Source organism: Nocardia asteroides, from assembly GCA_019930625.1.
In the GTDB taxonomy this organism is placed as follows: Bacteria; Actinomycetota; Actinomycetes; order Mycobacteriales; family Mycobacteriaceae; genus Nocardia; species Nocardia sputi.
The window spans coordinates 1859464-1883270 of the sequence record CP082844.1; the positions used below are offsets into that span (position 1 = coordinate 1859464).

At 65.9% G+C, this 23807-nt stretch carries 20 protein-coding genes; 11 read left to right on the top strand and 9 right to left on the bottom strand.

Translation table 11 applies throughout. The features are described 5' to 3' along the window. Nucleotides 1-102: 102 nt before the first annotated feature. From sigM to K8O92_08680, 5 genes are all read left to right on the top strand, one after another. Nucleotides 103-723 (top strand): RNA polymerase sigma factor SigM, encoded by a 621-nt coding sequence (gene sigM / locus K8O92_08660; GenBank protein UAK35544.1) that lies wholly within the window; start codon nucleotides 103-105, stop codon nucleotides 721-723. 102 nt (nucleotides 724-825) lie between these two features. Then, nucleotides 826-1614: a hypothetical protein gene (locus tag K8O92_08665; protein ID UAK33957.1), complete on the top strand. Its 789-nt coding sequence runs from the start codon at nucleotides 826-828 to the stop codon at nucleotides 1612-1614. A gap of 119 nt (nucleotides 1615-1733) precedes the next feature. Further along, complete coding sequence (gene trxB, locus K8O92_08670; protein ID UAK33958.1) at nucleotides 1734-2750, top strand: thioredoxin-disulfide reductase; 1017 nt, start codon at nucleotides 1734-1736, stop codon at nucleotides 2748-2750. Nucleotides 2751-2808: 58 nt separating this feature from the next. Continuing rightward, complete coding sequence (gene trxA / locus K8O92_08675; protein UAK33959.1) at nucleotides 2809-3141, top strand: thioredoxin; 333 nt, start codon at nucleotides 2809-2811, stop codon at nucleotides 3139-3141. A 159-nt stretch (nucleotides 3142-3300) separates the two neighbouring features. Next, complete coding sequence (locus tag K8O92_08680; protein ID UAK33960.1) at nucleotides 3301-4494, top strand: N-acetylmuramoyl-L-alanine amidase; 1194 nt, start codon at nucleotides 3301-3303, stop codon at nucleotides 4492-4494. 71 nt (nucleotides 4495-4565) lie between these two features. Here K8O92_08680 and K8O92_08685 read toward each other — a convergent pair whose 3' ends face one another. From K8O92_08685 to rpmH, 9 genes are all read right to left on the bottom strand, one after another. After that, complete coding sequence (locus tag K8O92_08685) at nucleotides 4566-5291, bottom strand: GNAT family N-acetyltransferase (protein UAK33961.1); 726 nt, start codon at nucleotides 5289-5291, stop codon at nucleotides 4566-4568. 243 nt (nucleotides 5292-5534) lie between these two features. Next, complete coding sequence (locus K8O92_08690; GenBank protein ID UAK33962.1) at nucleotides 5535-6557, bottom strand: ParB/RepB/Spo0J family partition protein; 1023 nt, start codon at nucleotides 6555-6557, stop codon at nucleotides 5535-5537. Between the two features lie 67 nt (nucleotides 6558-6624). Next, nucleotides 6625-7449: an AAA family ATPase gene (locus K8O92_08695; protein ID UAK35545.1), complete on the bottom strand. Its 825-nt coding sequence runs from the start codon at nucleotides 7447-7449 to the stop codon at nucleotides 6625-6627. Between the two features lie 2162 nt (nucleotides 7450-9611). Continuing rightward, a complete protein-coding gene (gene rsmG, locus K8O92_08700; protein ID UAK33963.1) occupies nucleotides 9612-10409 on the bottom strand; it encodes a 16S rRNA (guanine(527)-N(7))-methyltransferase RsmG in 798 nt (265 codons plus the stop codon). Between the two features lie 139 nt (nucleotides 10410-10548). After that, nucleotides 10549-11055 carry a protein jag gene (locus tag K8O92_08705; protein UAK35546.1) on the bottom strand — a complete coding sequence of 169 codons (507 nt, stop codon included), beginning with the start codon at nucleotides 11053-11055 and terminating at the stop codon, nucleotides 10549-10551. A gap of 160 nt (nucleotides 11056-11215) precedes the next feature. Beyond that, nucleotides 11216-12298: a membrane protein insertase YidC gene (gene yidC / locus K8O92_08710; protein UAK33964.1), complete on the bottom strand. Its 1083-nt coding sequence runs from the start codon at nucleotides 12296-12298 to the stop codon at nucleotides 11216-11218. Between the two features lie 4 nt (nucleotides 12299-12302). Further along, nucleotides 12303-12701 carry a membrane protein insertion efficiency factor YidD gene (yidD, locus tag K8O92_08715; protein ID UAK33965.1) on the bottom strand — a complete coding sequence of 133 codons (399 nt, stop codon included), beginning with the start codon at nucleotides 12699-12701 and terminating at the stop codon, nucleotides 12303-12305. Next, nucleotides 12698-13129 carry a ribonuclease P protein component gene (gene rnpA, locus K8O92_08720; GenBank protein ID UAK33966.1) on the bottom strand — a complete coding sequence of 144 codons (432 nt, stop codon included), beginning with the start codon at nucleotides 13127-13129 and terminating at the stop codon, nucleotides 12698-12700. The genes yidD and rnpA overlap by 4 nt, the downstream gene beginning before the upstream one ends. Before the next feature lie 21 nt (nucleotides 13130-13150). Beyond that, nucleotides 13151-13294, bottom strand: coding sequence for a 50S ribosomal protein L34 (gene rpmH / locus K8O92_08725; GenBank protein UAK35547.1), 144 nt, complete (start codon nucleotides 13292-13294; stop codon nucleotides 13151-13153). 632 nt (nucleotides 13295-13926) lie between these two features. Between rpmH and dnaA the strand changes: the two genes are divergently transcribed. The 6 genes from dnaA to gyrB all read left to right on the top strand — a co-directional run bounded on the left by dnaA (nucleotide 13927) and on the right by gyrB (nucleotide 23782). Further along, the gene (gene dnaA, locus K8O92_08730; protein UAK33967.1) at nucleotides 13927-15864 is read left to right on the top strand and encodes a chromosomal replication initiator protein DnaA; all 1938 of its coding nucleotides are present in this window, start codon (nucleotides 13927-13929) and stop codon (nucleotides 15862-15864) included. A gap of 900 nt (nucleotides 15865-16764) precedes the next feature. Next, nucleotides 16765-17940 (top strand): DNA polymerase III subunit beta, encoded by a 1176-nt coding sequence (gene dnaN, locus K8O92_08735; protein ID UAK33968.1) that lies wholly within the window; start codon nucleotides 16765-16767, stop codon nucleotides 17938-17940. A 243-nt stretch (nucleotides 17941-18183) separates the two neighbouring features. After that, complete coding sequence (recF, locus tag K8O92_08740; protein UAK33969.1) at nucleotides 18184-19464, top strand: DNA replication/repair protein RecF; 1281 nt, start codon at nucleotides 18184-18186, stop codon at nucleotides 19462-19464. A 353-nt stretch (nucleotides 19465-19817) separates the two neighbouring features. Beyond that, entirely contained in the window at nucleotides 19818-20378 is a 561-nt protein-coding gene (locus K8O92_08745; protein ID UAK33970.1) for a DUF721 family protein, read from the top strand. Between the two features lie 133 nt (nucleotides 20379-20511). Further along, entirely contained in the window at nucleotides 20512-21423 is a 912-nt protein-coding gene (locus tag K8O92_08750; protein ID UAK33971.1) for an alpha/beta fold hydrolase, read from the top strand. 313 nt (nucleotides 21424-21736) lie between these two features. Then, on the top strand, nucleotides 21737-23782 hold the full coding sequence (gene gyrB / locus K8O92_08755; protein ID UAK33972.1) for a DNA topoisomerase (ATP-hydrolyzing) subunit B: 2046 nt from the start codon (nucleotides 21737-21739) through the stop codon (nucleotides 23780-23782). Nucleotides 23783-23807 lie beyond the last annotated feature (25 nt).

Here is a 23807-nt window from a genome sequence, read left to right on the forward strand (position 1 = left end):
AGGTTCCGTGTTTCGATCCTGGATGCTGCGAATCTCGGTGATGGTCAACACTGCCCGTTGCCGCCGTGAGGGCCGTCCAAGGGGTTGGCATTGTCATCCGAAGTGAACGAGGAGTTCGGCGGGGGGTCGTCGCGACCGGTGGTATGTCACGAACGTTCCTTCGTACCCGGTGAATGCACCGATGTGGAGTTGTTGCGGGCGCATGTTCGTGGTCAGCGGCACGCGTTCGCCGAGCTGCTGCGCCGGCACAACGATCATCTGTGGCAGACCGCGCTACGCACGTCCTACACACGTGAGGACGCGGCGGATTCGCTTCAGGACGCGCTGTTGTCGGCACATCGCACGGCTGCCTCCTTCCGCGCGGAGGCGGAGGTCCGCAGCTGGTTGCACGCCATCGTGGTGAACGCCTGCCTGGGCCGGATCCGCCGCAACAAGACCAGGTACGCGTTGTCGCTGTCGCCGGAAACGATGCCCGAGCCCAAGGACACCCGCGACGAGATGGCCGAGGTGGAGATGTCCATGGTCATCGATCGCGCTCTGTTCTCGTTGCCGCCGGACCAGCGGACCGCGCTCGTCGCGGTCGATGTGGAGGGGTATAGCGTGGCCGAGGCAGCCGCGTTGCTCGGTGTGCCCGAAGGAACGATCAAAAGCCGGTGCGCCCGCGCACGGCAGCGTTTGAAAGAGCGATTGGATTTTCTGCGTGATCCGGGGAACCGGAGGTAGTTGGGATGCGTCATTAACAGTGACGAACCACTGAACGATCCAGAGGCCGTCCCCGATGATGAGGGGATCCCCGCGATGTCAGATGCGAACAACGGAGGTGCGATGGCGACCCGGTCCGTACCGCAGCCCCCGTTCACGTCCGAATTGCTGGCCGACCTGCATGCCGGCAATGTGTCACCGGCACAGCGCGAGCAGTTGTGGCCGATGGTCTCGCGAGATCCGGAAGCGATGCGCTACCTGCGCTCCCTCGACAACGTCAGCGCCGAGTTGCGTGCCCTCGGCCGGGACGAGCGCGTCATCCATCGGATGCCCGAGGACGTAGCGGCCCGGCTCGCGCTGTTCGCCGACGAGCTGGAACCGCCCGAGGATGCGCCGGCGCGGGCCGCCACGGTTCATGAGCTGCCGCGCCCGTCGGCGGATGAGATCCCCGACTCGTCAAGGGCTTCCGATTCCGCACCGGTCGCTCTCGACGACCGGCGCCGTAGCAGGCTGCGCTGGTTCGCCGCGGCCGCCGCGGCCATCGTCACCGTGGCGTGCGCGAGTGTCTTCGTTACGACGATGCGCGACGGCGACGCCCCCGCACCCACCGCGCAGCCCACCACCGGCAACGAGGATGTGGGCGACGACCTCACCGCCACGGTCGCCCTCAGCGCGCTCGGCCGCAACAACGTCACCGGATCGCTGGCCCGGCCGGGCGCACTCGAGCGTTGTATCCAGGCGAACGGGCTCGACCGCACGGTACTCGGTTCCACGGACATCAGGTTCCGCGGCGGCAACGCGGTGCTCATCCTGCTCAACGGCCCCCACCCGCCCAAGATCACCGCGCTGGTCGTCGGGACCGGTTGCGCTACAGGCGATCCACAGCGCAGAGCTTTGCAGGACATCGGCTGAGGCGATCCGGCTCCTGCGATCTGGACCACGTGCACGGTGTGACCCCGGTGACGCGGGAACAACAGCCATTACCCTGTTGTTGACCGACACGTCCCAACGAATCCTCCCGGAAGGGCCCCATGAGCGAGCGTAGCGAGCGAACAAGCGACACCGGCGCGCCAGTTCGCGACCTGATCATCATCGGCTCCGGACCTGCCGGCTACACCGCCGCCGTCTACGCGGGTCGCGCCGAGCTCCAGCCGCTGCAGTTCGAGGGGACCCAGTTCGGTGGTGCGCTGATGACCACCACCGAAGTCGAGAACTTCCCCGGCTTCCGCGGGGGCATCATGGGCCCTGATCTCATGGAGGAGATGCGCGAGCAAGCCAAACGATTCGGCGCGGACATCCGCACCGAAGACGTGGATGCCGTCGACCTGACCGGCCCGATCAAGAAGGTCGTCGTCGGCGGGGAGACTTTCGAGGCCTACGCCGTCATCCTCGCCATGGGGTCGGCCGCGCGGTACCTGAACGTCCCGGGTGAGCAGCGGTTGCTCGGCCGCGGTGTCAGCGCCTGCGCCACCTGCGACGGCTTCTTCTTCAAGGGCCAGGACATCGTGGTGGCCGGCGGCGGCGACTCCGCGATGGAAGAGGCGACATTCCTGACCAAGTTCGCCTCCAGCGTCACCATCGTGCACCGCCGCGAGGAATTCCGTGCCTCCCGCATCATGCTGGAGCGCGCGAAGGCGAACGAGAAGATCAAGTTCGTGCTCAACGCGGAAGTGGTCGAGGTGCACGGTGACAACAGCGTCACCCATCTGACCTTGCGCGACACCCGAACCGGTGAGACCTCCGACTTGCCCGCCACCGGCCTGTTCGTCGCGATCGGTCACGACCCGCGCAGCGAACTCGTCAAAGGCCAGGTCGCACTGGACGAGGAGGGATACGTGCTGGTGCAGCACCCGACGACCGCGACCGACATCGCGGGCGTCTTCGCCGCGGGCGATCTCGTCGACCACACCTACCGTCAGGCGATCACCGCCGCGGGCACCGGCTGCCGAGCAGCCATCGACGCCGAGCGCTGGTTGGCCGAGCAGGGCGACATCACCTCGAACACCCTCGCCCACGCGGGCGGGTCGGTGAGCCTCCCCGCCAACTGAGCTCGAGTCCATCGAGCCCGCCCAGCTTTCGTCTCGCTGTATCGCAAGGAGAATATTCATGTCCAAGTCCGTCAACACGGTCGTCGTCACCGACGCGTCCTTCGCCGACGATGTGCTGTTGAGTGAGAAGCCCGTCCTCGTCGATTTCTGGGCCGACTGGTGCGGGCCGTGCAAGATGGTCGCGCCCGTCCTGGAGGAGATCGCGGGCACCCACGCGGACAAGCTGACCATCGCGAAGCTGGACGTGGACGCCAACCCGAGCACCGCCCGCGATTATCAGATCCTTTCGCTGCCCACTATGATGCTGTTCCGCGGTGGTAAGCCGGTCAAGCAGATCGTCGGAGCGAAGGGCAAAGCGGCCCTTCTGCGCGAACTCGAAGACGTCATCTGACGACACGATCCGACGACTCGCCGTAGGATGCCTGGACCCGGGGATTGTCGAAACCCGGTCCAGGTCTGAGACAATCGACCGACGCTCCGGTCGTGCGAAGGTGTATCCCATCGCATGAGTGGGTACCCGCGGGTTGACGGAAGGAAAGGGCTCTCACGCATGCACCGACTTCGTCACGGCGATTCCGGTCCAGCCGTAGCAGAGGTTCGGAGCACCCTGGCAAGCCTCGGGTTCCTACACGCGCACGTCGGTACCGGTAACGCGGACGCACGCGAGTACTGGAAGGACACCGAGGTGTACTTCGACCACCACCTCGACTCCGCGGTACGCGCGTTCCAGCAGCATCGCGGCTTGCTCGTCGACGGAGTGGTTGGTCCGGCGACCTACCGGGCACTGAAGGAAGCGTCCTACCGGCTCGGCGCGCGCACGCTGATCTATCAGCTGTCCGCGCCGCTGTACGGCGACGACGTGGCCACGCTCCAGCGCAGGTTGCAGGACCTCGGTTTCTACGTGCACCGCGTCGACGGCTACTTCGGTCCACACACCCATGACGCGCTGACCGCGTTCCAGCGGGAGATCGGGCTGTCGGCCGACGGCATCTGCGGTCCCGACACGCTGCGCTCGCTCGACCTGCTCGGCGCGCGCGTGACCGGCGGCAATCCCCACCGGATCGCCGAAGAAGAGGTGGTGCACCGAGCGGGTCCGCAGCTGACCGGCAAGCGGATCGTCATCGATCCGGGTCTCGGCGGTCCGGACAAGGGCTGGGCCGTACCGACCGAGTACGGCGACGTCTACGAGTCGGAAATCCTCTGGGACCTGGCAAGCCGTCTGGAGGGGCGGATGGCGGCCACGGGTATGGAGACCTTCCTGTCGCGTCCGTGGGGCGCCAACCCCACCGACGCCGAACGCGCGGACACCTCCAACGCCTTCGACGCGGATCTGATGATCTCGCTGCGCTGCGCCACCAACCCCAGCCCGCTGGCCAACGGCGTCGCCGGGTTCTACTTCGGCAACTCGCACGGCTCGGTCTCCATGATCGGACAGGTCCTGGCGGGCTTCATCCAGCGGGAAGTCGTCGCACGAACCTCATTGCAGGACTGCCGTACTCATGCGCGTACCTGGGACCTGTTGCGCCTCACCAAGATGCCGACCGTGCAGGTCGACATCGGTTACCTGACAAACGGATACGACGCCTCGGTGCTCACCAACCCGCGCATGCGCGACGTGATCGCCGAAGCCATTCTGATCTCGGTGAAGCGGCTGTACCTGCTCGGCCAGGACGATCAGCCCACGGGCACCTATACTTTCGCGGAGTTGCTGGCCGAAGAACTTGCCGCCGCGGATCGCATGTAGCCCCGTACTCTCCGTAACGCGAAGCGCCCCCTGTCCTTTCGAATCCGACAGGGGGCGCTGCTACGTCTGTCTCAGCGTGCCCCGATGCGGGTCGGCGCGGTCATCGATGCCGCCGCGAGCAGCTGATCCAGCGCCCGTTCGACGTCTTCCTTCCAGCCGTGGTCGGAGTCGAGCTCCAACCGCAGACGCGGGAAGCGGTGATGCGGGGCCACCACCTCGAAGCCGACATCCTCCAAGAAGTCGGCTTCGATCATGCACCCCTCGGGTGAGCATTCGGTCGCCGCGCTCGCGCTCGCTCCCTTGATCGGAGCGACGATTCGCTCCAGCAGAGTCATCGAGCCGAAACGCTCCGACAGCGCCTGCGACGACGGTTCGGTGCGGATGCCGAACGCCTCCAGTGCGCGCACACCGCGGCGCACCAGATCGGCTACCACAGCCTGTATCAGGAGATGGGCCACATCGGCATCCTGATAGGGAGATTCGGTCCGCAGCGTGGTCAGCAGGACCGCGTCCGGGCTTACGGGGGAGGTGGGGAAGAGCGTGGCCCGCGGTACCGCGCTCGGGGGTGCGTAGAGGGCACAGCCGGCGACGTTGCCGTCGACATTCGCTACCTGTCCGCACGAACCCCACTCCAGCAGGACCGTGGACAGCCAGGCTTCTTTCTCGAAGACCGGGTCGCTGAAGTTACGCGAGTCCTCCGCCACCGCGGGGTCCATCTCCCAGAAGACACAGCGGCGCGCATGCGCGGGAAGTTTTTCCAGTCCGCCGAGGGTTAGTGCTGTGACGCTGGTCGACACCGCTCTGCTCAGCCTCCAGCTGTCCGATTCATCCACGCTCACGTCGCATCAAAGTTTGCTCGCCAGCAAGAATAAGCGATCAAGGGAAACCCGCCTCATTCCATGTCGCTGTGCTGTTGGTCAGAAGAACTTGTGTTGCTGCGCCGGGGAGCGGCTCACGCTCCACGGCCGCGCGAACCCGAGCCGTCACAGTGACGTTTCGGCCGGGAAGCCGCACCTATTGGAACCACAAGTTACAATTCGTCACTTCTGTCGCACATCGGGTGTGTTCTGCTCCATCAGGGCGACGATTCGTTCGAGGTCTTCGACCGACCCGAACTCGACGACGATCTTGCCTTTGCGCTTACCCATGCTCACGAGTACCCGGGTGTCGAAGGAGCCGGACAACCGATCGGCCACGGCCTTCAGACCCGGCATCTCGATCGGCTTACGACGGGCGACGGGGGAGGGCGCGGCCGCGGCCTGCTCTCGGTTCGCCAGCATGACGGCTTCCTCGGTAGCCCGGACCGAGAGACCCTCGGCGACGATTCGGGTGGCGAGCGCCTCTTGAGCCTCCGCACCTGCCTCGAGACCGAGCAGTGCTCGCGCGTGCCCGGCGGACAGTACGCCCGCCGCGACCCGGCGCTGCACCAGGATCGGCAACTTCAGTAGACGGATCATATTCGTCACAACCGGGCGAGAGCGACCGATTCGGGCTGCCAATTCCTCGTGCGTGACATCGAATTCTTCCAGCAGCTGCTGGTAGGCTGCCGCCTCTTCGAGCGGATTCAGCTGCACCCGGTGGATGTTCTCCAGCAGGGCGTCGCGCAGCATCGATTCGTCCGCGGTCTCCCGGACGATCGCGGGAATGGTCGCCAGGCCGGCCTCCTGACAGGCCCGCCAGCGCCGCTCTCCCATTACCAGTTGATATCGGTCCACGCCCGGTTCGGTGCGTCGTACCACGATCGGCTGCATCAGACCGAATTCGCGGATCGAATGCACCAGCTCGGCCAGTGCGTCCTCTTCGAAGATCGTCCGTGGCTGCTTCGGATTCGGCTCTATCAGGTCCGGCGGGATCTCGCGGTAGACCGCGCCGCCTGCCTCGAGTTCGGCATTCTCGGCGGGATCGGGTACCCGATGCAGGTAGGTGGAGGGGGGCTGCGGCCCGACCGGATCCAAACCGATGACACTCGCGGCAGCACTGCTGAGGCCCGGTGATGCCGTCGGTGCCGTCGGGATCAGCGCGGCGAGTCCGCGCCCGAGCCCACCCTTCTTCGCCTGACTCATCGGTCTACCGACCCCTTCCTCGTTCCGCCAAACCGGACTGTGCCGAGCATCGACTCGGCCGGCCGAGTCACTCCGCCGACTTCGTAGCGGCGGCGTGCGGGGCCACCGCACGGGCCGCCATCTCGCGTCCGGCATCCAGGTAGCTCATCGCGCCCCGGGAGCCTGGATCATAATCGAGCACCGTCATGCCGTAACCCGGCGCCTCGGACACCTTGACACTGCGCGGAATCACCGACCGCAACACGACGTCACCGAAGTGTCCGCGGACTTCCTCGGCAACCTGGTCAGCCAGCTTGGTGCGCCCGTCGTACATCGTGAGGATCACGGTCGAGACATGGAGTTCCGGATTCAAGTGCGCCTGCACCAAGCCGATGTTGCGAAGCAACTGCCCGACGCCTTCCAGCGCGTAGTACTCGCACTGGATCGGAATCAGCACCTCCTTCGCCGCGACGAGTGCGTTGACCGTCAGCAGCCCCAACGAAGGTGGGCAATCGATCATCACGTAATCGATGTCGTATCCGGCGATATTCGCCTCTTGGATCGCGGCTTTCAGCCGCCCTTCCCTGGCCACCATCGACACCAGTTCGATCTCGGCGCCTGCCAGGTCGATGGTCGCGGGGATGCACAGGAGTCGCTCGCTGTGCGGACTCGTCTTGATCGCGTCCTTGACCGAGACCTCGCCGATGAGCAACTCGTAACTGGAGGGGACGCCAGAATGGTGTTCGATCCCCAGAGCGGTACTGGCGTTGCCCTGCGGATCGAGATCGATCACGAGAACCGTCATCCCCTGATGCGCCAGGGCGGCCGCCAGATTCACGGCGGTGGTTGTCTTGCCGACGCCGCCTTTCTGATTGGCGATCGTGATGATGCGTTGCTCGTGCGGTTTCGGCACAGTCACCTTTCCTGGATGGAGGACTTGACTTGCACGCTGGGCTTCGGCGGCTATCGGGGTCTCACTAGGCGAGATGTGCCCGAACGGTGTGCTTCCGAATGCCTCCGTGTCGAAATTGCTGGAGTCCAGCATCCCCGGCACGCGCGACGCCGTTTCCCGTGAAACATTCGCCGGACCGCTCGACATAGACAGCTCCTAACCCGAGAAACTTTCAGAACACGTGCGCGCGAGGGACGGGTCGGCGCCGTGTCTGCAACAGCCTTTGTCGGATCGAACACGATGCACAACCGGGTTCGCAGCGCCCGATCGACCGAGCGGAGCTCCTCGCCTCTGTGACAACCAGATTCCTCCGTGGCATCTACGCTCACGCCCGACGCACACTAGCTTGCCAGCACTGAGCGCTTTAAGAAAGCTGAATCGCGGCGAGGCGCAGAGCGACACGCAAATCCGCATGAATTCACCTCGCCGCGCCCGTTGTTTCACATGAAACATCGCCCTGAACCGACAGGAACCGACAGTCCGGGCCGGTTGATTACACAGCCCTGCACGGTTTCCAGGCGTGCGGCGGTTCCCGAACGTAGAAGGCGACGTTCGTGATTCTCTTGGCTGTCCTTGCCGTCAGCCACCGCGTGAGCTGTACTGCGCCGGACGCGACTCCTGTTCGTCATCTGCGACGCGACCGAGTCCGGTGCCCACGAGCAATGACGGAAAGCATGAACCGGAGGTGCATATGACTGCCGACCAAACCGCCATTCCCCGTAGCTATCCGGTATCCGACGCGCGGGGACACCGAGAGCTCGTCCTGGCACGGCAGCTGCCGAGCGTCAGGGCAGAGGTGTGGCGGCCTTTGATCAGGAACACGACCCAGGGATGTTTCACGTGAATCATGCAATGCGCGAACTGGCTCCCAGCCCAGCGGCGCTCACCTTCCCGGCCCTGCTTACACAGTCACGCGCGGCCCGAACGCCTACATCGCCGCACGCCTACATCGCCGCGTGCATCGCCGGGCGCGGCTTCACTTCGCACCCCACGCTTTACAGCTACGGCGCACACAATCACCAATCTGCCCCTATCCGGCCTGCTCGCAGCTCGTATGCCGGCGGCCGTGGGCCGTGGGCCGCGGGCCGCGGGGCCGCGGGGCCGTGGGGCCGCGGGGCCGTGGGGCCGTGGGGCCGTGGGGCCGACGAGACTACCGACCTACTTCCTAGCCCGGTGCCCATCGTTCGTTGTCAAGCAGAACGGTGATTCGACACCCACGACGGGAGCTTGATTCACGTGAAGCATGCGGCATTCCCGGCAGGTAGGCGCTCACATCCAGAAGTGCCTCTCTGCCGACGATGGGTCTCAGTCCGCGCGCGCGGCGCATCCCGAGATAGAGCTCTGAGTGCTCGCTGCTGCCCACGTAAGCCGGGGGCGTTGATTCACGTGAAACGTTGAATGGCAGCGGCGCCGCGGCCGCAGGGGCGAGCCCCTTCGCTCCGCACCAGAACCAAGCAAGCGGCGCTTCCGCACGCCTCAACCCGCTGCCGAATCTCCTCGTCACCCGAGTGGCTTGTACGGCATCTTCAGTACCGCGTGAGGCCCGCGCGGGCAGCAGATCGAGATTTCCTCAATCACAGGTGATTGACGGCGAGCGACCTCGCCGGTGCAGTGCGCGTCACTGTGCGGCACGTCCGCAGCGCGGGGGTCAGGGGGCGACGCGCAGGAAAGATGGGTGCGCCGCGCTCCGACTCCAGGCGAGAGTGCGCGGAGAAGTAGATAGGCGAGTTTCTGAGTTCGACTGAAAATCGCGGCAGATAGACGCTGAACCGATTCACGTGAAACAAGACGCTGCGGGGAACCGTCGCTACCGCACCCCGGATGTCCCCCGGATGTCCCCGGATGTGAGCTCCGCTGCGCCGCAGTGGTCCTGAAGCGGAATGCGCGGAATGCACGGAATGCTCGGCGGGGCGCATCACCTACCCTCGCTAGTTCAGCTCCACAGCGGCGGCAACCATCTCGCGACAGGATTCGACCAACACTCATCACCGACGTGGGTTGGAAACCGGATTCGTCAGCGCTCGGCGATTACCGTTCCACCGCGTCCCGCTCACCATTCCGTCAGAGTGACGAAACGACTACGGGTCCCAAGGTCCAATCCTCGAGCCTGCTCGGACGAGCTGCTATTTGGACTTACGAGTGGCACGCTTGGTACGCCCACGCTCCGTCGCCGCGGTTTCACCCGTCGTCTTCGCTCTGCGCTCTACCGCTCGCTCGGCGCGCCGACGGGAAGTCCGCTCGGCGCGAGGGAGCCGCTCGGCGCTGATCACCATGGTGGGCGGGGACACCAGCCCGACGCCACATTCCAATACCACCGCATTGCCCGCTCCGGCTTTCGCCAGTGCGTCGCCATCGCGTTCCAATTCCTCTGTTGCGCTGGCGCCCTTGAGCGCGAGCATGTGCCCGTGGTCGCGGAGGAGGGGGAGCGACCACTGGGCTAGCTTCCCGAGTGGGGCCACCGCGCGCGACGTGACCACGTCCGATCCACCAGCTTCCTTCATCACCCCGGATTGTTCGGCGCGCCCGCGCACGACGGTCACGTCCAATCCGATCGACTCGATGAACTCGCTCAAGAAGATGGTTCGGCGCAGCAGTGGTTCCACCAGGGTGATCCGGAGGTCCGGTCGCGCGATCGCAAGCGGGATACCGGGCAAGCCCGCGCCACTGCCGATATCCACCACAGAGGCGCCCTCGGCGATCAACTCTCCGAGAACCGCGCAGTTGAGGATGTGGCGGTCCCAGAGGCGAGGCACCTCACGTGGGCCGATGAGTCCCCGCTCTACGCCCGCGGTCGCGAGCGCCGTGCAATATCGACGCGCGAGATCGAGTCGGTCGCCGAAAACGGTGGCCGCCGACGCGGGTGGCTCCGGTTCCGCGGGCACCGCGGCCGTTCCACCGAGATCTCGTTCCACGTGAAACATCCTTCCGAACTCGGGTCGATCTACGAGCGAGCAATCGGGCTTCGGACACGAACAAGGCCCCCGGTCCGAAAGACCAGAGGCCCTATCCAACCACTACCCATCCGGGCAGCGAAACACACCGTCCGCTTCGAGCAGACGCTCAGCCGGGAACGACCACCACGTGCCGATTCGGTTCCACGCCTTCGCTCTCGCTGCTCACGCCCGCCACGGCGGCCACCGCGTCGTGCACGATCTTGCGTTCGAAGGGGGTCATGGGCGCCAGCGACTCCGGCTCACCGGATTCGAGCACTCGCTGCGCCGCAGCCGCGCCGAGTTCGCTCAGCTCCGATCGCCGCTTGGCCCGCCAGCCCGCCACGTCCAGCATCAGCCGGCTGCGCACTCCGGTCGCCTGCTGGACGGCGAGGCGAGTCAGCTCCTGCAAGGCGTCGAGCACCTCGCCATCGCGTCCGACGAGTTTCGTCAAGTCGCGCCCGCCGTCGATGCTCACGACAGCGCGGTCGCCTTCCACGTCGAGATCGATGTCACCGTCGAAGTCGAGGACGTCGAGCAATTGCTCGAGGTAGTCGCCGGCGATCTCGCCTTCCTCGATCAGCGCCTCCTCGGTATCACTCACGACATCGCCGGTGTCCGCTCCGTCATTCGCCATCGTCGTCGCCACGGTGGCGTCCCCTCCGTCGGTCTCAACAGTCATTTGATTTCCTTCATCTGCTCATCGCGCGCGCCGGGCAATCGCCGCCGGGCGGTACTCGCGATCAAGGGGGTTGCTCAGCGATCGAGGTGGGCGGCTCGAGCCACCCATCGTGTGGTCAGCGCCTGCGCTTCTGATTCGCCCTGCCCCGGTTGCCCGGTCGTTTCTGGCCTGCCGGACGGCGTGGGCCTGCGGCCTGCTTGGACGGCTTAGCGGTGCCATTCGTCGACGGGGCGGCACTGTCGTCGTCCGACGCGGTGTCAGCAGCGGCGGTAGGAGCGGGCTTCTTCTTCACGTTGACGGGTTTGGCGCCGGGCTTCGGCGCGTTCTGCGCGCGCTGCTCCAGCTTCGCCTGCTTCTTGGCTTCGTCTTCCTTCTCCATGCGCCCGAAGACGAGGTGCTGCTGCCCGTAAGTCCAGATGTTGTTGGCGACCCAGTAGAGCAGGATGGCGATCGGCAGGAACGGACCACCGACGAGCACGCCGAGCGGGAACACCCACAGCGCGAGCTTGTTCATCATCGCAGCCTGCGGGTTGGCCGCCGCTTCCGGCGTCTGCCGCGCCACGGAAGCGCGTGCGTTGAAGTGGGTGGCCAGACCGGCGATGACCATCAAGGGGATCGCGACGAGCGCGATGCTCAACCGGCTCGGCACACCGCCGTAGTCGGCGAAGGCCTGCAACTCGGCGACCGGTGTGGTGATGAACGCCGAGATCGGCGCGCCGAAGATGCGGGCGCTCAGGAAAGACTGGACGTCGGCGGCGCTGAACACATAGTTCGCGGTGTTCGCGTTCTGCTCGGGCGTCAGGCCCAGCTGTCCGAAGCCGTGGCCGGTCCGGTTGAACGACCGCAGCACGTGGAAGAGTCCGAGGAAGACCGGTACCTGCGCAAGGATCGGCAAGCAACCCATGAGCGGGTTGAAGCCGTTTTCCTTCTGCAGCTTCTGCATCTCGAGCGCCATCTTCTGGCGGTCGTTCTTGTACTTCTTCTGCAGCTCTTTGATCTGCGGCTGCAGCTCCTGCATCTGCCTGGTGGTGCGCACCTGCTTGACGAACGGCTTGTAGAGCACCAGACGGAGGGTGAACACCAGGAACACCACGGCCAGCGCCCAGGTGAGACCGTTGTCCGCGCCGAACGCGAACCCGAAGACTCGATGCCAGAACCAGAGGATCCAGGACACCGGGTAATAAATGAAGTCGAGCACGGCTCTATGCACTCCCGTCGTTCGTGTCGCCGATCACCGCGTGCGGCGATCCTTTACAAGCGTTCGGCTCCGACCGTGGTCCGGCGGGCAGGCTGGATTCCTGCGCCGCCACATCGGTCGCTGCCCCGTCCGCCGGCTCGGCGCGCAGTGTGCTCCGCTTCCGCTCCGGGACGGGGTCCCACCCACCAGGGTGCCAGGGCGCGCATTTCGCCAAGCGCACGACCGTCAATACCAGCCCGATGAACAGGCCCCGACTGCGCAAGGCGGTAACGGCGTACTCGCTACAGGTCGGGGTGAATCGGCACACCGGCATGCGGGTGGGGGAGACGTAGATCCGATACAGCTCGATCAAAAAGATCAGCGCGTTCGCGGGCAGTCGGGCGAGCTTCGCCGAGAGGCTCATGCCGGACCACCCGTCGGCACGCCCGCCTCGGCGCCGACGCGGAGCTTGCGCAGTGCGGTGCGCAGCTGGCGCAGCAGGTCCTCCGACGACGACGTAGCTGCGCCAGGGAGCGCCCGGATCACAACATCGGTTCCGGGTGGCACTTCGTCCACCACCTGGGCGCACATATGACGCAGGCGGCGGGCCACGCGGTGTCGAATCACCGCGTTGCCCACCGCCTTGCTGACGATCAACCCGAAACGGGGTCCGCCTACGCGGACCAGCACATCGTCCGGGACCTGATCGTGTCGTCCATTCGCGCCCACGACTCCGTCATACCCGTGTGCGAGCGCATGCACGACCAGATCACGCCTCCCGATTCGCTGGCCGCGGCGCACCGTCCGGGAGAAGTCGGCACGATGATGCAACCGATACGGCTCAGGCAACACCCGAGCGTCCGAGAGCGAGGATCAGGCAGTGAGGGAAGCGCGGCCCTTGCGGCGACGCGCCGAGACGATGGCGCGACCCGCACGGGTACGCATCCGGAGGCGGAAGCCGTGAACCCGCGCCCGACGACGGTTGTTCGGCTGGAACGTCCGCTTGCCCTTGGCCACGGTCAACACTCCTCGAGTAGGCGGGCACCAGGTAGTGCCCGAAGCTTGTCGGTGATACGTGTATTGCGCAATGAATCGCAAGTCTGGTCATCATCGGCGCGTGTCGGTCCTGGCGCACAGTCGGTCGATCACGACCTAAACGCGGTCAGCACAGGACCGCCACCGCACCAAGGGGTGACTGTACGAGGGTACTGATCGGCCCGTGACGGGTCAAACTCGCCCCACCTTTCGCGCCGGAGCCGATGACCAGGCAGAATCGGCGCGGTCCGGTCAGGCGTACTCCCATGACCGTGAGTTCGTCCACACCCCTAGCCATCGCACACCTCGGCCACCAGGGTATGTAGCCAGACGATTGCTACAGAAGCGCAGGTCGCGGCGTTGCCGCCCTCCCGCGTATACGCGTTCTCCGGTTCCCCAGGGTTCTCCACATCTGTGGATAATTGTGTGGAAAGACCCCTGGAGTGGCATATTCGTAGGGCCGACGGTGCCGAGCCGCTGTCCAGATGGGGGACCCGGGCAGCGTCCGAACCGGTTACGGACGTACGCAGGATCACGGGACCGACCCCCGAGAATCACACTTCATGCGTGCCCCGGCCGTCTGCTCCCATCGACCTACTCCGGGGAGGAACTGCATGGACGACGAGCAGAACGTGCTGGCCACCGTATGGCCCGAGGTTGTCACCGAGCTGACCACCGGCTCATCGGACGGTGCCATTCCGCCGGTGACCCGAGCACAGCAGGCTTGGCTGAAGCTGGTCAAGCCGCTGACAGTCGCACAGGGGTTCGCCCTGCTCTCGGTACCTTCGTCGTTGGCCCAAGAGGCCATCGAACGCGATCTGCGCGAGCCCATCCTCCGTTCCCTGGCTCGTCGGCTCGGCCCCCAGGTGGAAGGACTCGGCGTCCGCATCGCCGCCCCGACCACCCCCACCGTCGACCGGCAGAGCAACACTCCCCGGCACGCGCGGATGACGAGCAGGCCCGAGCGCCCACGCGAAGGCCGGGCGCCCGCCGCCTACCCGGGTTCGGACTTCCCCGGCCGCGACGCCTACCCGGGGCCGCGTTATGCACAGCCCGCCGACTTCACGCCCGCATCCGCGTATAACGACGGCTCGGATTACCCGAGCTCCGACTACGGGCAGGACTTCGCGCCGCCGGAGGAGTACCGCCAGTCGGAGTACGCCCATGCCGACTACCCTCCGCGCGGCGAGTATTCCCAGACCGGCGAGTTGCCCACGATGTCCCCGCCGGACGTCGCACCGCGCCGAGAACCCGGACTTCCGCCGCGACGAGAGCCTGCCACCCCGCCGGGGCAGGAGTCGCTGTTCAATCCCGAACCGTCCCCGGGCGCTATGCGCGGCCCCCATCGGGCCCCTGTGCGCGAAACCCTCGACGACGACACCGGCCTGGCACACGATTCGGTGCGCGAGCCGGTCGGTGACCACCAGCGCGGCGATCACGACGACGAGCCCGTGGTGAACGTGCGCAACTCCTGGCCCACCTACTTCGCCAAGTCGCAGGAGTCGCCCGCTCCGTCGACGTCCTCGGCCAGCTTGAACGCGAAGTACACCTTCGAAACGTTCGTCATCGGCGCGTCCAATCGCTTCGCGCACGCAGCGGCCGTCGCCATCGCCGAAGCACCTGCCCGCGCGTACAACCCGCTGTTCGTCTGGGGGGCCTCTGGCTTGGGCAAGACGCACCTGCTGCACGCGGCCGGCCACTACGCACAGCGGCTCTTCCCGGGTATGCGGGTCAAGTACGTTTCGACCGAAGAGTTCACCAACGACTTCATCAACAGCCTGCGCGACGACCGGAAGGTCGCGTTCAAGCGGCGTTACCGCGAGACCGACATCCTGCTGGTCGACGACATCCAGTTCATCGAAGGCAAGGAAGGCATCCAAGAGGAGTTCTTCCACACCTTCAACACCCTGCACAACGCGAACAAACAGATCGTCGTCTCCTCGGATCGTCCGCCCAAACAGTTGGCCACACTGGAGGAGCGGCTGCGGACGCGGTTCGAATGGGGACTGATCACCGACGTACAGCCGCCGGAGCTGGAGACACGCATCGCCATCCTGCGCAAGAAGGCGCGGATGGACCGGCTCGATGTGCCGCACGACGTGCTGGAGCTGATCGCCAGCCGGGTAGAGCGCAACATCCGGGAGTTGGAGGGCGCGCTGATCCGGGTGACCGCGTTCGCCTCGTTGAACGGTCAGCCGCTGGATCTTCCGCTGGCCGAGGTGGTGCTACGCGATCTGATGCCGGATACCGCGGCGCTGGAGATCAATGCCGCCACGATCATGGCGGTCACGGCGGAGTACTTCAACACCACCCTGGAAGAACTCACCGGTCCCGGCAAAGCGCGGCCGCTGGCCCAGGCCAGGCAGATCGCCATGTACCTGTGCCGCGAACTCACCGACCTGTCGCTGCCGAAGATCGGGCAGGCGTTCGGCCGCGACCACACCACGGTGATGTACGCGGAGAAGAAGGTGCGCAAGGAGATGACCGAGCGACGCCGCGTCTACGACCAGGTGCAGGAACTCACAGCCCGAATCAAACAGCGCTCCCGCTGAGCGGTATCCACACCCCAGCGCCGCCCCTGACCTGGGGCGGTGCTTTTTTGTGGGCTGTGGATTCCTCGAGGAATCCTTGTGGAGTCCTCGAGGAAACGCTGGTTTGTCCACCGATTCGCTCACAGGCCGGGGCGAGCGCGTGCTCGAGTTTCCTCACAGCCCGTTATGAACAGTTTCCCCAGGCTGGTTTGCACACACCCGCTGACCAGCAGGTGTCCGGATCTGGCCTTGTGGAATCCTCGAGGAGTCCGTGTGGAGTCCTCGAGGATTCCTCGAGCTGTCCACGGTTTCGTGCACATGTGTGAACAACTGGGTGAATCCGGTGGAACAACTCGAGGAGCGCTCGAGGATGACTCGAGGACAACCGAGAAGCCTCCACAGACGCCGGGTGTTCATCCTCGAGACACCCCCTGGCCATCCCCACGGCACCACGCACCCTGAGCAGCGGATTCGGCCGCAGTCCACAGAATCCACAGTGCCTACTACTACTTCAGTTCTTCTCATTAGAGATCTCTCTTCAAAACAGGGTGTGTGGAAAGTCGATCGAGCGACGCACGTTCCGAGCCACCCCGGATTCCCGCAAGGACGACAGCGGCACGAGACTCGGTCCTGTCTGTCCCACAGGGCGATCGGGGGTATGGACACCACTTCGCGAGATACCCGCCACTTCGCGAGATACCCGCCGCCTCCCGCTGTCACCGGCCTCTCCGGCGGTGCTCAGGACGCGGCCATTCGTGGCGCCGGAGGGTCGGGCTAGGTGCACGCCCCGCGCGCGGGTACGGTTTGATGTCGGTCGCCTGTGCCAGACTGCGAAGGCGGCCGATTCGGCAGGACCCTTTCGAGCACCGACACTGACGAGCCGACAACAGATCACGGAACCGGGAGAGGACAGATCGGGCGATGGAGCTTGCAAGCATGAAGTTTCGGGTCGCCCGCGAGGATTTCGCCGACTCCGTCGCCTGGGTGGCGCGCAGTCTTCCGTCCAGGCCTCCGGTTCCGGTGCTCGGCGGTGTGCTGCTGGTCGCCGATGAGGACGGTCTGACCGTCTCCGGCTTCGACTACGAGGTCTCCGCGCAGGTGCGGGTCGCGGCCGAGGTCGCGGGGCCCGGCAAGGTGCTCGTCTCCGGTCGTCTGCTTGCCGACATCACCAAGGCGCTGTCCAACAAGCCCGTCGACGTCTCGGTGGACGGCACCCGCGTACTGATCGCCTGTGGCAGCGCGAAGTTCTCGCTGCCGACCATGCCGGTCGAGGACTATCCCCAGTTGCCCGAGGTGCCGCAGCAGACCGGTGAGCTGAGTGTGGATGTCTTCGCCGAAGCCGTCGGCCAGGTCGCCGTCGCAGCGGGCCGCGACGACACCCTCCCCATGCTGACCGGTATCCGGGTGGAGATCGAGGGATCGCAGGTCGTGCTCGCGGCCACCGACCGGTTCCGCCTCGCCGTCCGGCACATCGAATGGCAGCCCGCGCGCGCCGACATCGAGACTTCGGTGCTCATACCGGCCAGGACGCTCTCGGAAGCCGCCAAGACGCTCGGACCCTCCGACGCGCCCGTCCAGCTGTCCCTGGGCACCGGTGCGGGGGCGGACGGCCTGCTCGGCATCGTGAACGCGGGCCGCCGGACCACCACCCGGCTGCTCGATGCGGAATTCCCCAAGTTCCGCCAGTTGCTTCCCAAGGAACACACCTCGATCGCCACCCTCGCCGTCGCCACGCTGACCGACGCGATCAAGCGCGTCGCGCTGGTCGCCGAACGGGGCGCTCAGGTGCGGCTGGAGTTCTCTTCCGACGGCCTGCTGTTGTCCGCGGGCGGAGACGACGCGGGCCGGGCCGAAGAGTGGTTGGAGGCCGATTTCCGCGGTGAATCGCTCACCATCGCGTTCAACCCCGGTTATCTCGTCGACGGCTTGTCCGCACTGCATGCCGACCGGGTCACCTTCGGATTCACCACGCCGAGCAGGCCCGCCGTGCTGCTGCCTGCGTCCGAAGACGAGCCCGAGGTGCTCGACTCCGGGACGTTCGCGGCGCTGTCGAGCCCGTACATCTATCTGCTGATGCCGGTCCGGCTGCCGGGCTGATCGCCTGTGCATGATCGGATATCGTGCGGATCCGCGCCGCGTGGTCCGGCGCGGGTGCGCGACCATGCCGCCGGAAAATCCCCAGCGACGTCGCGGAGTTCTGTTCCCGCGCAGCTGGGGTCACGCTTTATCCACAGGTGTTCCACAAGGAGACCGCACGCCGCACGAACAGTGACCGGCGCGGTCGCGATGTACCGATCGGCGGAAATGTCCGCTTCGGCCCAGGCAGGGGCGCGATAGCGGATGTTCGTCCGGGCTCTGTCGCTGCGTGACTTCCGCTCGTGGGAGCATGCGGAACTCGAATTATCCCCAGGTTGCACCGTCTTCTTGGGATCGAATGGCAACGGTAAGACAAACCTGCTGGAAGCGATCGGCTACCTGGCCACCCTCGGGTCACATCGTGTCGCCACGGAGGCGCCGCTGATCCGGACCGGTACCGCGCGGGCTCGGATCGGCGCCACGGTGGTCAACACCGGCCGCGAACTGCGCATCGATATCGAGCTGAATCAGGGCAGCGCCAATCGCGCACAGATCAACCGCTCGCCGGTCCGCCGGACCAGGGAAATACTGGGGATCCTGCAAACGGTGCTGTTCGCGCCCGAGGATCTCGCACTGGTCCGCGGTGATCCCGGAGAGCGCCGCCGGTTCATGGACGAGTTGTGCACAACCCGCCTGCCCAGACTGGCCGCCGTCCGCGGCGACTACGACCGGGTACTGCGCCAACGGTCGGCGCTGCTGAAAACCGCCGGTCGGCAAGCCAGGTCGAAGACGGATCTGAGCACCCTCGACGTGTGGGACGGACACCTCGCCGCACATGCCTCCGTTCTACTTGCCCAGCGGCTGCGCCTGGTGCACGATCTCGCGCCGTATCTCACCCATTCCTATGCTTCGATCGCTCCCGAGTCGCGGCCCGCCTCGATCGCCTATCGCAGCGCAGCGCTGCCCCCGGAGTTCCTGGATCCGGCGAGACCACCGGGCCCGGAGGACGCTGGGGAACTGGAGGCGATCCTGCTGCGCGAACTCGCCGCCGCCCGGCCGAGGGAACTCGACCGCGGGGTGTGCCTGGTCGGCCCGCATCGCGACGAATTGGACCTCCTGCTCGGGGATTCCCCCGCGAAGGGGTTCGCCAGTCACGGCGAGTCCTGGTCGTTCGCGCTGGCCCTGCGGTTGAGTGCGTTCGAACTGCTGCGCGCGACCGGCGCCGAACCGGTGCTGCTGCTCGATGACGTGTTCGCCGAGCTCGATCGTCGTCGCCGCGCTGCCCTGGCGGCCGTCGCCGCGGGCGCGGAGCAAGTGCTGATCACGGCGGCCGTACCGGAGGACGTGCCGGCCGAGCTGGCCGCCGTGCCGCTGCGAGTCGAAACCGCCGGCGCTCCCGAAGGCCGTGTGTCCCGGATACTCGCGCAAGACTCGCCCGGCAGCGGCGATCTCGGTGGCGAACAGCCGAACGACGAGGCCGCGTGGCCGACATCCGAGAGGCAAGATGATCCGGTCACCGGCTCGACCGAATCCCGGCCGCCGTAGCTATCCACAGGCGGAATGGACAGGCGATCCGCGCCTCCGCATCCGCCGCCCAGGTCCACTACAGTGACCACTCGTCGGGAACGACGAGGTTGTCAACAGCTGAAACCGATTCCCCAACACCTGTGGAAAACTCGTCCGACCCTGGTGGGCGATGCCGCCGCACTCGATTCAGCAACTGTCAAGCAAGTAGCCGATCTAGTGGAGGAATTCGCCCTTCTGGGCGGCGAGAAGGTGGTCTCGTCAGCCATCTCGGCGCTTCGTGCAGAGATTTCTCGCCCCCGGCAACCTTCGGCGCAGGCTGGGGACAACTTGATCGAAGCTGGGGACAAGGTAGTGCCGCGAAGGGAGAGGCGATGAGCGATCAGCCCGTGGAGTCCGAATCCGCAGGTTCGGAACCCGAATTGCGCGGAATCGACCTGGCGCGGCGTGCCCTGGAGGAAGCGCGCGCCGCGGCACGGGCGAGTGGTAAAGCTGTCGGTCAGGGTCGTTCCTCACCCCAGCGTAGGTTGCGGCCCGGCGCGCGCAGGCGCACCGGATGGTCGGGCGCGGGCCCGGACGACCGCGATCCACAGCCGTTGTCCAAGCTGGCCGGCTCCATCGCCAAGAACCGTGGATGGTCGAACAAGGTGGCCGAGGGCATGGTCTTCGGTCGCTGGTCGAAGGTGGTCGGTGAGGACATCGCCGCGCACGCCACACCCGTCACCTTGAAGGAGGGCGTCCTGAGCATCTCCGCCGAGTCGACCGCGTGGGCGACCCAGCTGCGGATGCTGCAGGGCCAGATCCTCGCGAAGATCAACGCCGCGGTCGGACAGGGCGTGGTGACGTCTCTGAAGATCTCGGGGCCCGCCGCGCCGAGCTGGCGCAAGGGCGAGCGGCATATCAGAGGCCGAGGACCGCGCGACACCTACGGATGACCTATCCGAGAAGTATCTGATACCTGGTGTTACGTTTATCCGAAATCGGCGTTTCACGTGGAACGTTTCGGCACGACGTCGCGCCTCCGGGTTCGCGGCACCGGGGCCGAATCGTCCGGGCGGAAGGGTTTCCATGGCGATCACCACATCGGTCGGACCATTTTCGGCTGCCGCGACCCGGTCGGTTCGCCGGGGCGACGTCGAACTCGCGGTCTACGAGTGCGGCAATCCGGAGGGGGTGCCGGTGCTGCTGATCCATGGTTGGCCCGACACTCATCTGTTGTGGAGCCGGGTCGCGGCCCTGCTCGGCGGTCGGCACCGCGTGATCGCCTTCGACAACCGGGGTGTAGGTGACAGTTCGGCGCCGACAGCGGTCGAGGCGTATCGGATCGAAGAGCTCGCGGCGGATGTTCGTGCGGTCATAGACGCGGTCGCGCCGGGCGAGCGAGTGCACGTACTCGGACACGACTGGGGCTCGGTGATCGGATGGGAGGCGGCCGCCGCCGCTGACGCCGCTTCCGTGATCGCGTCGTTCACCTCGGTCTCCGGGCCGAATCTGGACTTCCTCGGCGCTTATCTGCGTGGCCCGCTCACCCCGGCGCGGCTGCGTGGCGCTCTCGCCCAAGCCGCTGCCTCTGCATACACCGTTGCGTTCCAGATCCCGAGAGTGCCGGATCCGGTGCTGCGGCTGCTGTCCGGCCGCTGGCCGCGCTTCCTCGCATTCTTCGACGGCCTGGATCCCGCGCTGGTGGAGACGGCGCCGACGCTGCGCACCGATATGATCAACAGCCTGAAGCTCTACCGCGCGAATATATGGCCCCACCTGCGTCATCCGCGGCCGCGTCCGATCGAAGTGCCCGTCCAGCTGATCGTCGCCACCGGTGACCGTGCCGTGCGGCCGGTGGCGAACGCCGAAGCCGACCGGTGGGTACGACGTTTGACCCGGGTCGAGATTCCGGCGCGGCACTGGTCGCCGATCTCGCACCCGGCGGAGCTGGCGCGCCGCACCGCCGCCTTCATCGATCGGATCGACGCCGCGTGCTGATCCGCGACGGCCGCCGACAGGGGACCCCGCCAACGCATCTCTCAGCCCAATTCTGATGGATCAAAACCGCCGGAAGGCGGAACCGAGTCGCCGGGATCCGATTTCTCGCATCCACGGCGCTGTGAGGGGTGTCGGAGGTGGGTTGTAAGTTGGGTGTACCAGTAGGATGGTGACGTAACTAGCGGCGATACCTTCGGCGCGTTCCGCACAGTCCGCGCGTGGACCCTATCTCTCGAGCAGACATGATCAGGGCTCACGTGCGCTGTCCGATCGCTCTATGCCGGGATCAGCAAGTAAGGAGAGCTACCGACCAGTGGCTGCCAAAGACTCCAACGCATCGGGTTCGACCAGAGCGACCGGGAAGCAGGACTACGGTGCCTCCTCCATTACGGTTCTCGAGGGGCTCGAGGCGGTCCGCAAGCGTCCGGGCATGTACATCGGCTCCACCGGCGAGCGTGGTCTGCACCACCTGATCTGGGAGGTCGTCGACAACTCCGTCGATGAGGCGATGGCCGGGTACGCGACGAAGGTCGAGGTCACCCTGCTGGCCGACGGCGGCGTCGAAGTGGTCGACGACGGTCGTGGCATCCCCGTGGCGATGCACGCCCAGGGTGTCCCGACCATCGAGGTCGTCATGACCCAACTGCACGCGGGTGGCAAGTTCGACTCGGATTCCTACGCGGTATCCGGTGGTCTGCACGGCGTCGGTATCTCCGTGGTCAACGCGCTGTCGACCCGCTTGGAAGCGGAGATCGACCGGGACGGGTACCACTGGAGCCAGACCTACAAGGACGCCATCCCCGGCAAGCTGACCCAGGGTGAGCCGACCAAGCAGACCGGCACGACCATCCGTTTCTGGGCGGATCCCGAGATCTTCGAGACCACGACCTTCAACTTCGAGACGGTGGCCCGCAGGCTGCAGGAGATGGCGTTCCTGAACAAGGGGCTGACCATCAAGCTCACCGACGAACGCGTCAGTGACTCCGAGGTCATCGACGAGGTGGTCAGCGAAACCGCCGATGCGCCCAAGCACGCCGCGGAGAGCGGTGCGCCCGTCGAGCACAAGGTGAAGACCAGGACCTACCACTACCCGGGTGGTCTGGAGGACTTCGTCCGTCACATCAATCGGACCAAGCAGCCGATCCACAATTCGGTCGTCGGGTTCACCGGTAAAGGCACCGGCCACGAACTCGAGGTGGCGATGCAGTGGAACTCCGGTTACTCGGAGTCGGTGCACACCTTCGCCAACACCATCAACACCCATGAGGGCGGCACGCACGAAGAGGGTTTCCGCGCGGCGTTGACCACGGTGGTCAACAAGTACGCCAAGGACAAGAAGCTCATCAAGGAGAAGGACGGCAACCTCACCGGTGACGACATCCGTGAGGGCTTGGCCGCCATCGTGAGCGTCAAGGTCGGCGAGCCGCAGTTCGAGGGCCAGACCAAGACCAAGCTCGGCAACACCGAGGTGAAGTCGTTCGTGCAGCGCACCTGCAACGAGCACCTCACCCACTGGTTCGAGGCCAACCCGGCCGACGCGAAGACCATCGTGAACAAGGCGGTCTCCTCGGCGCAGGCCCGCGTCGCCGCGCGGAAGGCTCGCGAACTGGTGCGGCGCAAGTCCGCGACCGACCTGGGCGGTCTGCCCGGCAAGCTGGCCGACTGCCGGTCCAAGGACCCGAGCAAGTCCGAGATCTACATCGTCGAGGGTGACTCCGCCGGCGGCTCGGCGAAGTCCGGTCGTGACTCGATGTACCAGGCGATCCTGCCGATCCGCGGCAAGATCATCAACGTCGAGAAGGCGCGGATCGACAAGGTCCTCAAGAACAACGAGGTCCAGTCGATCATCACCGCCTTCGGCACCGGTATCCACGACGAGTTCGACATCAGCAAGCTGCGGTATCACAAGATCGTGCTGATGGCCGACGCCGACGTCGACGGTCAGCACATCTCGACGCTGCTGCTCACGCTGCTGTTCCGGTTCATGCGCCCGCTGGTCGAACACGGTCACGTCTACCTGGCGCAGCCGCCGCTGTACAAGCTGAAGTGGCAGCGCACCGAGCCGGAGTTCGCCTACTCCGACCGCGAGCGCGACGGTCTGCTGGAAGCCGGTCTCGCGGCGGGCAAGAAGATCAACAAGGACGACGGTGTGCAGCGCTACAAGGGTCTCGGCGAGATGAACCCGAAGGAGCTGTGGGAGACCACCATGGATCCGGCGGTGCGGCTGTTGCGTCAAGTGACGTTGGACGACGCGGCCGCGGCCGACGAACTGTTCAGCGTCCTGATGGGCGAGGACGTCGAGGCGCGGCGCAGCTTCATCACCCGCAACGCCAAGGATGTCCGCTTCCTCGATCTGTGAGCCCGTGCACGTCTCGTGACGCGCG

Excerpts from the sequence above, each read along its gene's own strand:
- K8O92_08665 (UAK33957.1), top strand. The coding sequence starts at position 826 with ATGGCGACCCGGTCCGTACCGCAGCCCCCGTTCACGTCCGAATTGCTG.
- trxB (UAK33958.1), top strand. The coding sequence starts at position 1,734 with ATGAGCGAGCGTAGCGAGCGAACAAGCGACACCGGCGCGCCAGTTCGC.
- trxA (UAK33959.1), top strand. The coding sequence starts at position 2,809 with ATGTCCAAGTCCGTCAACACGGTCGTCGTCACCGACGCGTCCTTCGCC.
- K8O92_08680 (UAK33960.1), top strand. The coding sequence starts at position 3,301 with ATGCACCGACTTCGTCACGGCGATTCCGGTCCAGCCGTAGCAGAGGTT.
- K8O92_08690 (UAK33962.1), bottom strand. The coding sequence starts at position 6,557 with ATGAGTCAGGCGAAGAAGGGTGGGCTCGGGCGCGGACTCGCCGCGCTG.
- rsmG (UAK33963.1), bottom strand. The coding sequence starts at position 10,409 with ATGTTTCACGTGGAACGAGATCTCGGTGGAACGGCCGCGGTGCCCGCG.
- K8O92_08705 (UAK35546.1), bottom strand. The coding sequence starts at position 11,055 with ATGGCGAATGACGGAGCGGACACCGGCGATGTCGTGAGTGATACCGAG.
- yidD (UAK33965.1), bottom strand. The coding sequence starts at position 12,701 with ATGAGCCTCTCGGCGAAGCTCGCCCGACTGCCCGCGAACGCGCTGATC.
- dnaA (UAK33967.1), top strand. The coding sequence starts at position 13,927 with ATGGACGACGAGCAGAACGTGCTGGCCACCGTATGGCCCGAGGTTGTC.
- dnaN (UAK33968.1), top strand. The coding sequence starts at position 16,765 with ATGGAGCTTGCAAGCATGAAGTTTCGGGTCGCCCGCGAGGATTTCGCC.
- recF (UAK33969.1), top strand. The coding sequence starts at position 18,184 with ATGTTCGTCCGGGCTCTGTCGCTGCGTGACTTCCGCTCGTGGGAGCAT.
- K8O92_08745 (UAK33970.1), top strand. The coding sequence starts at position 19,818 with ATGAGCGATCAGCCCGTGGAGTCCGAATCCGCAGGTTCGGAACCCGAA.
- K8O92_08750 (UAK33971.1), top strand. The coding sequence starts at position 20,512 with ATGGCGATCACCACATCGGTCGGACCATTTTCGGCTGCCGCGACCCGG.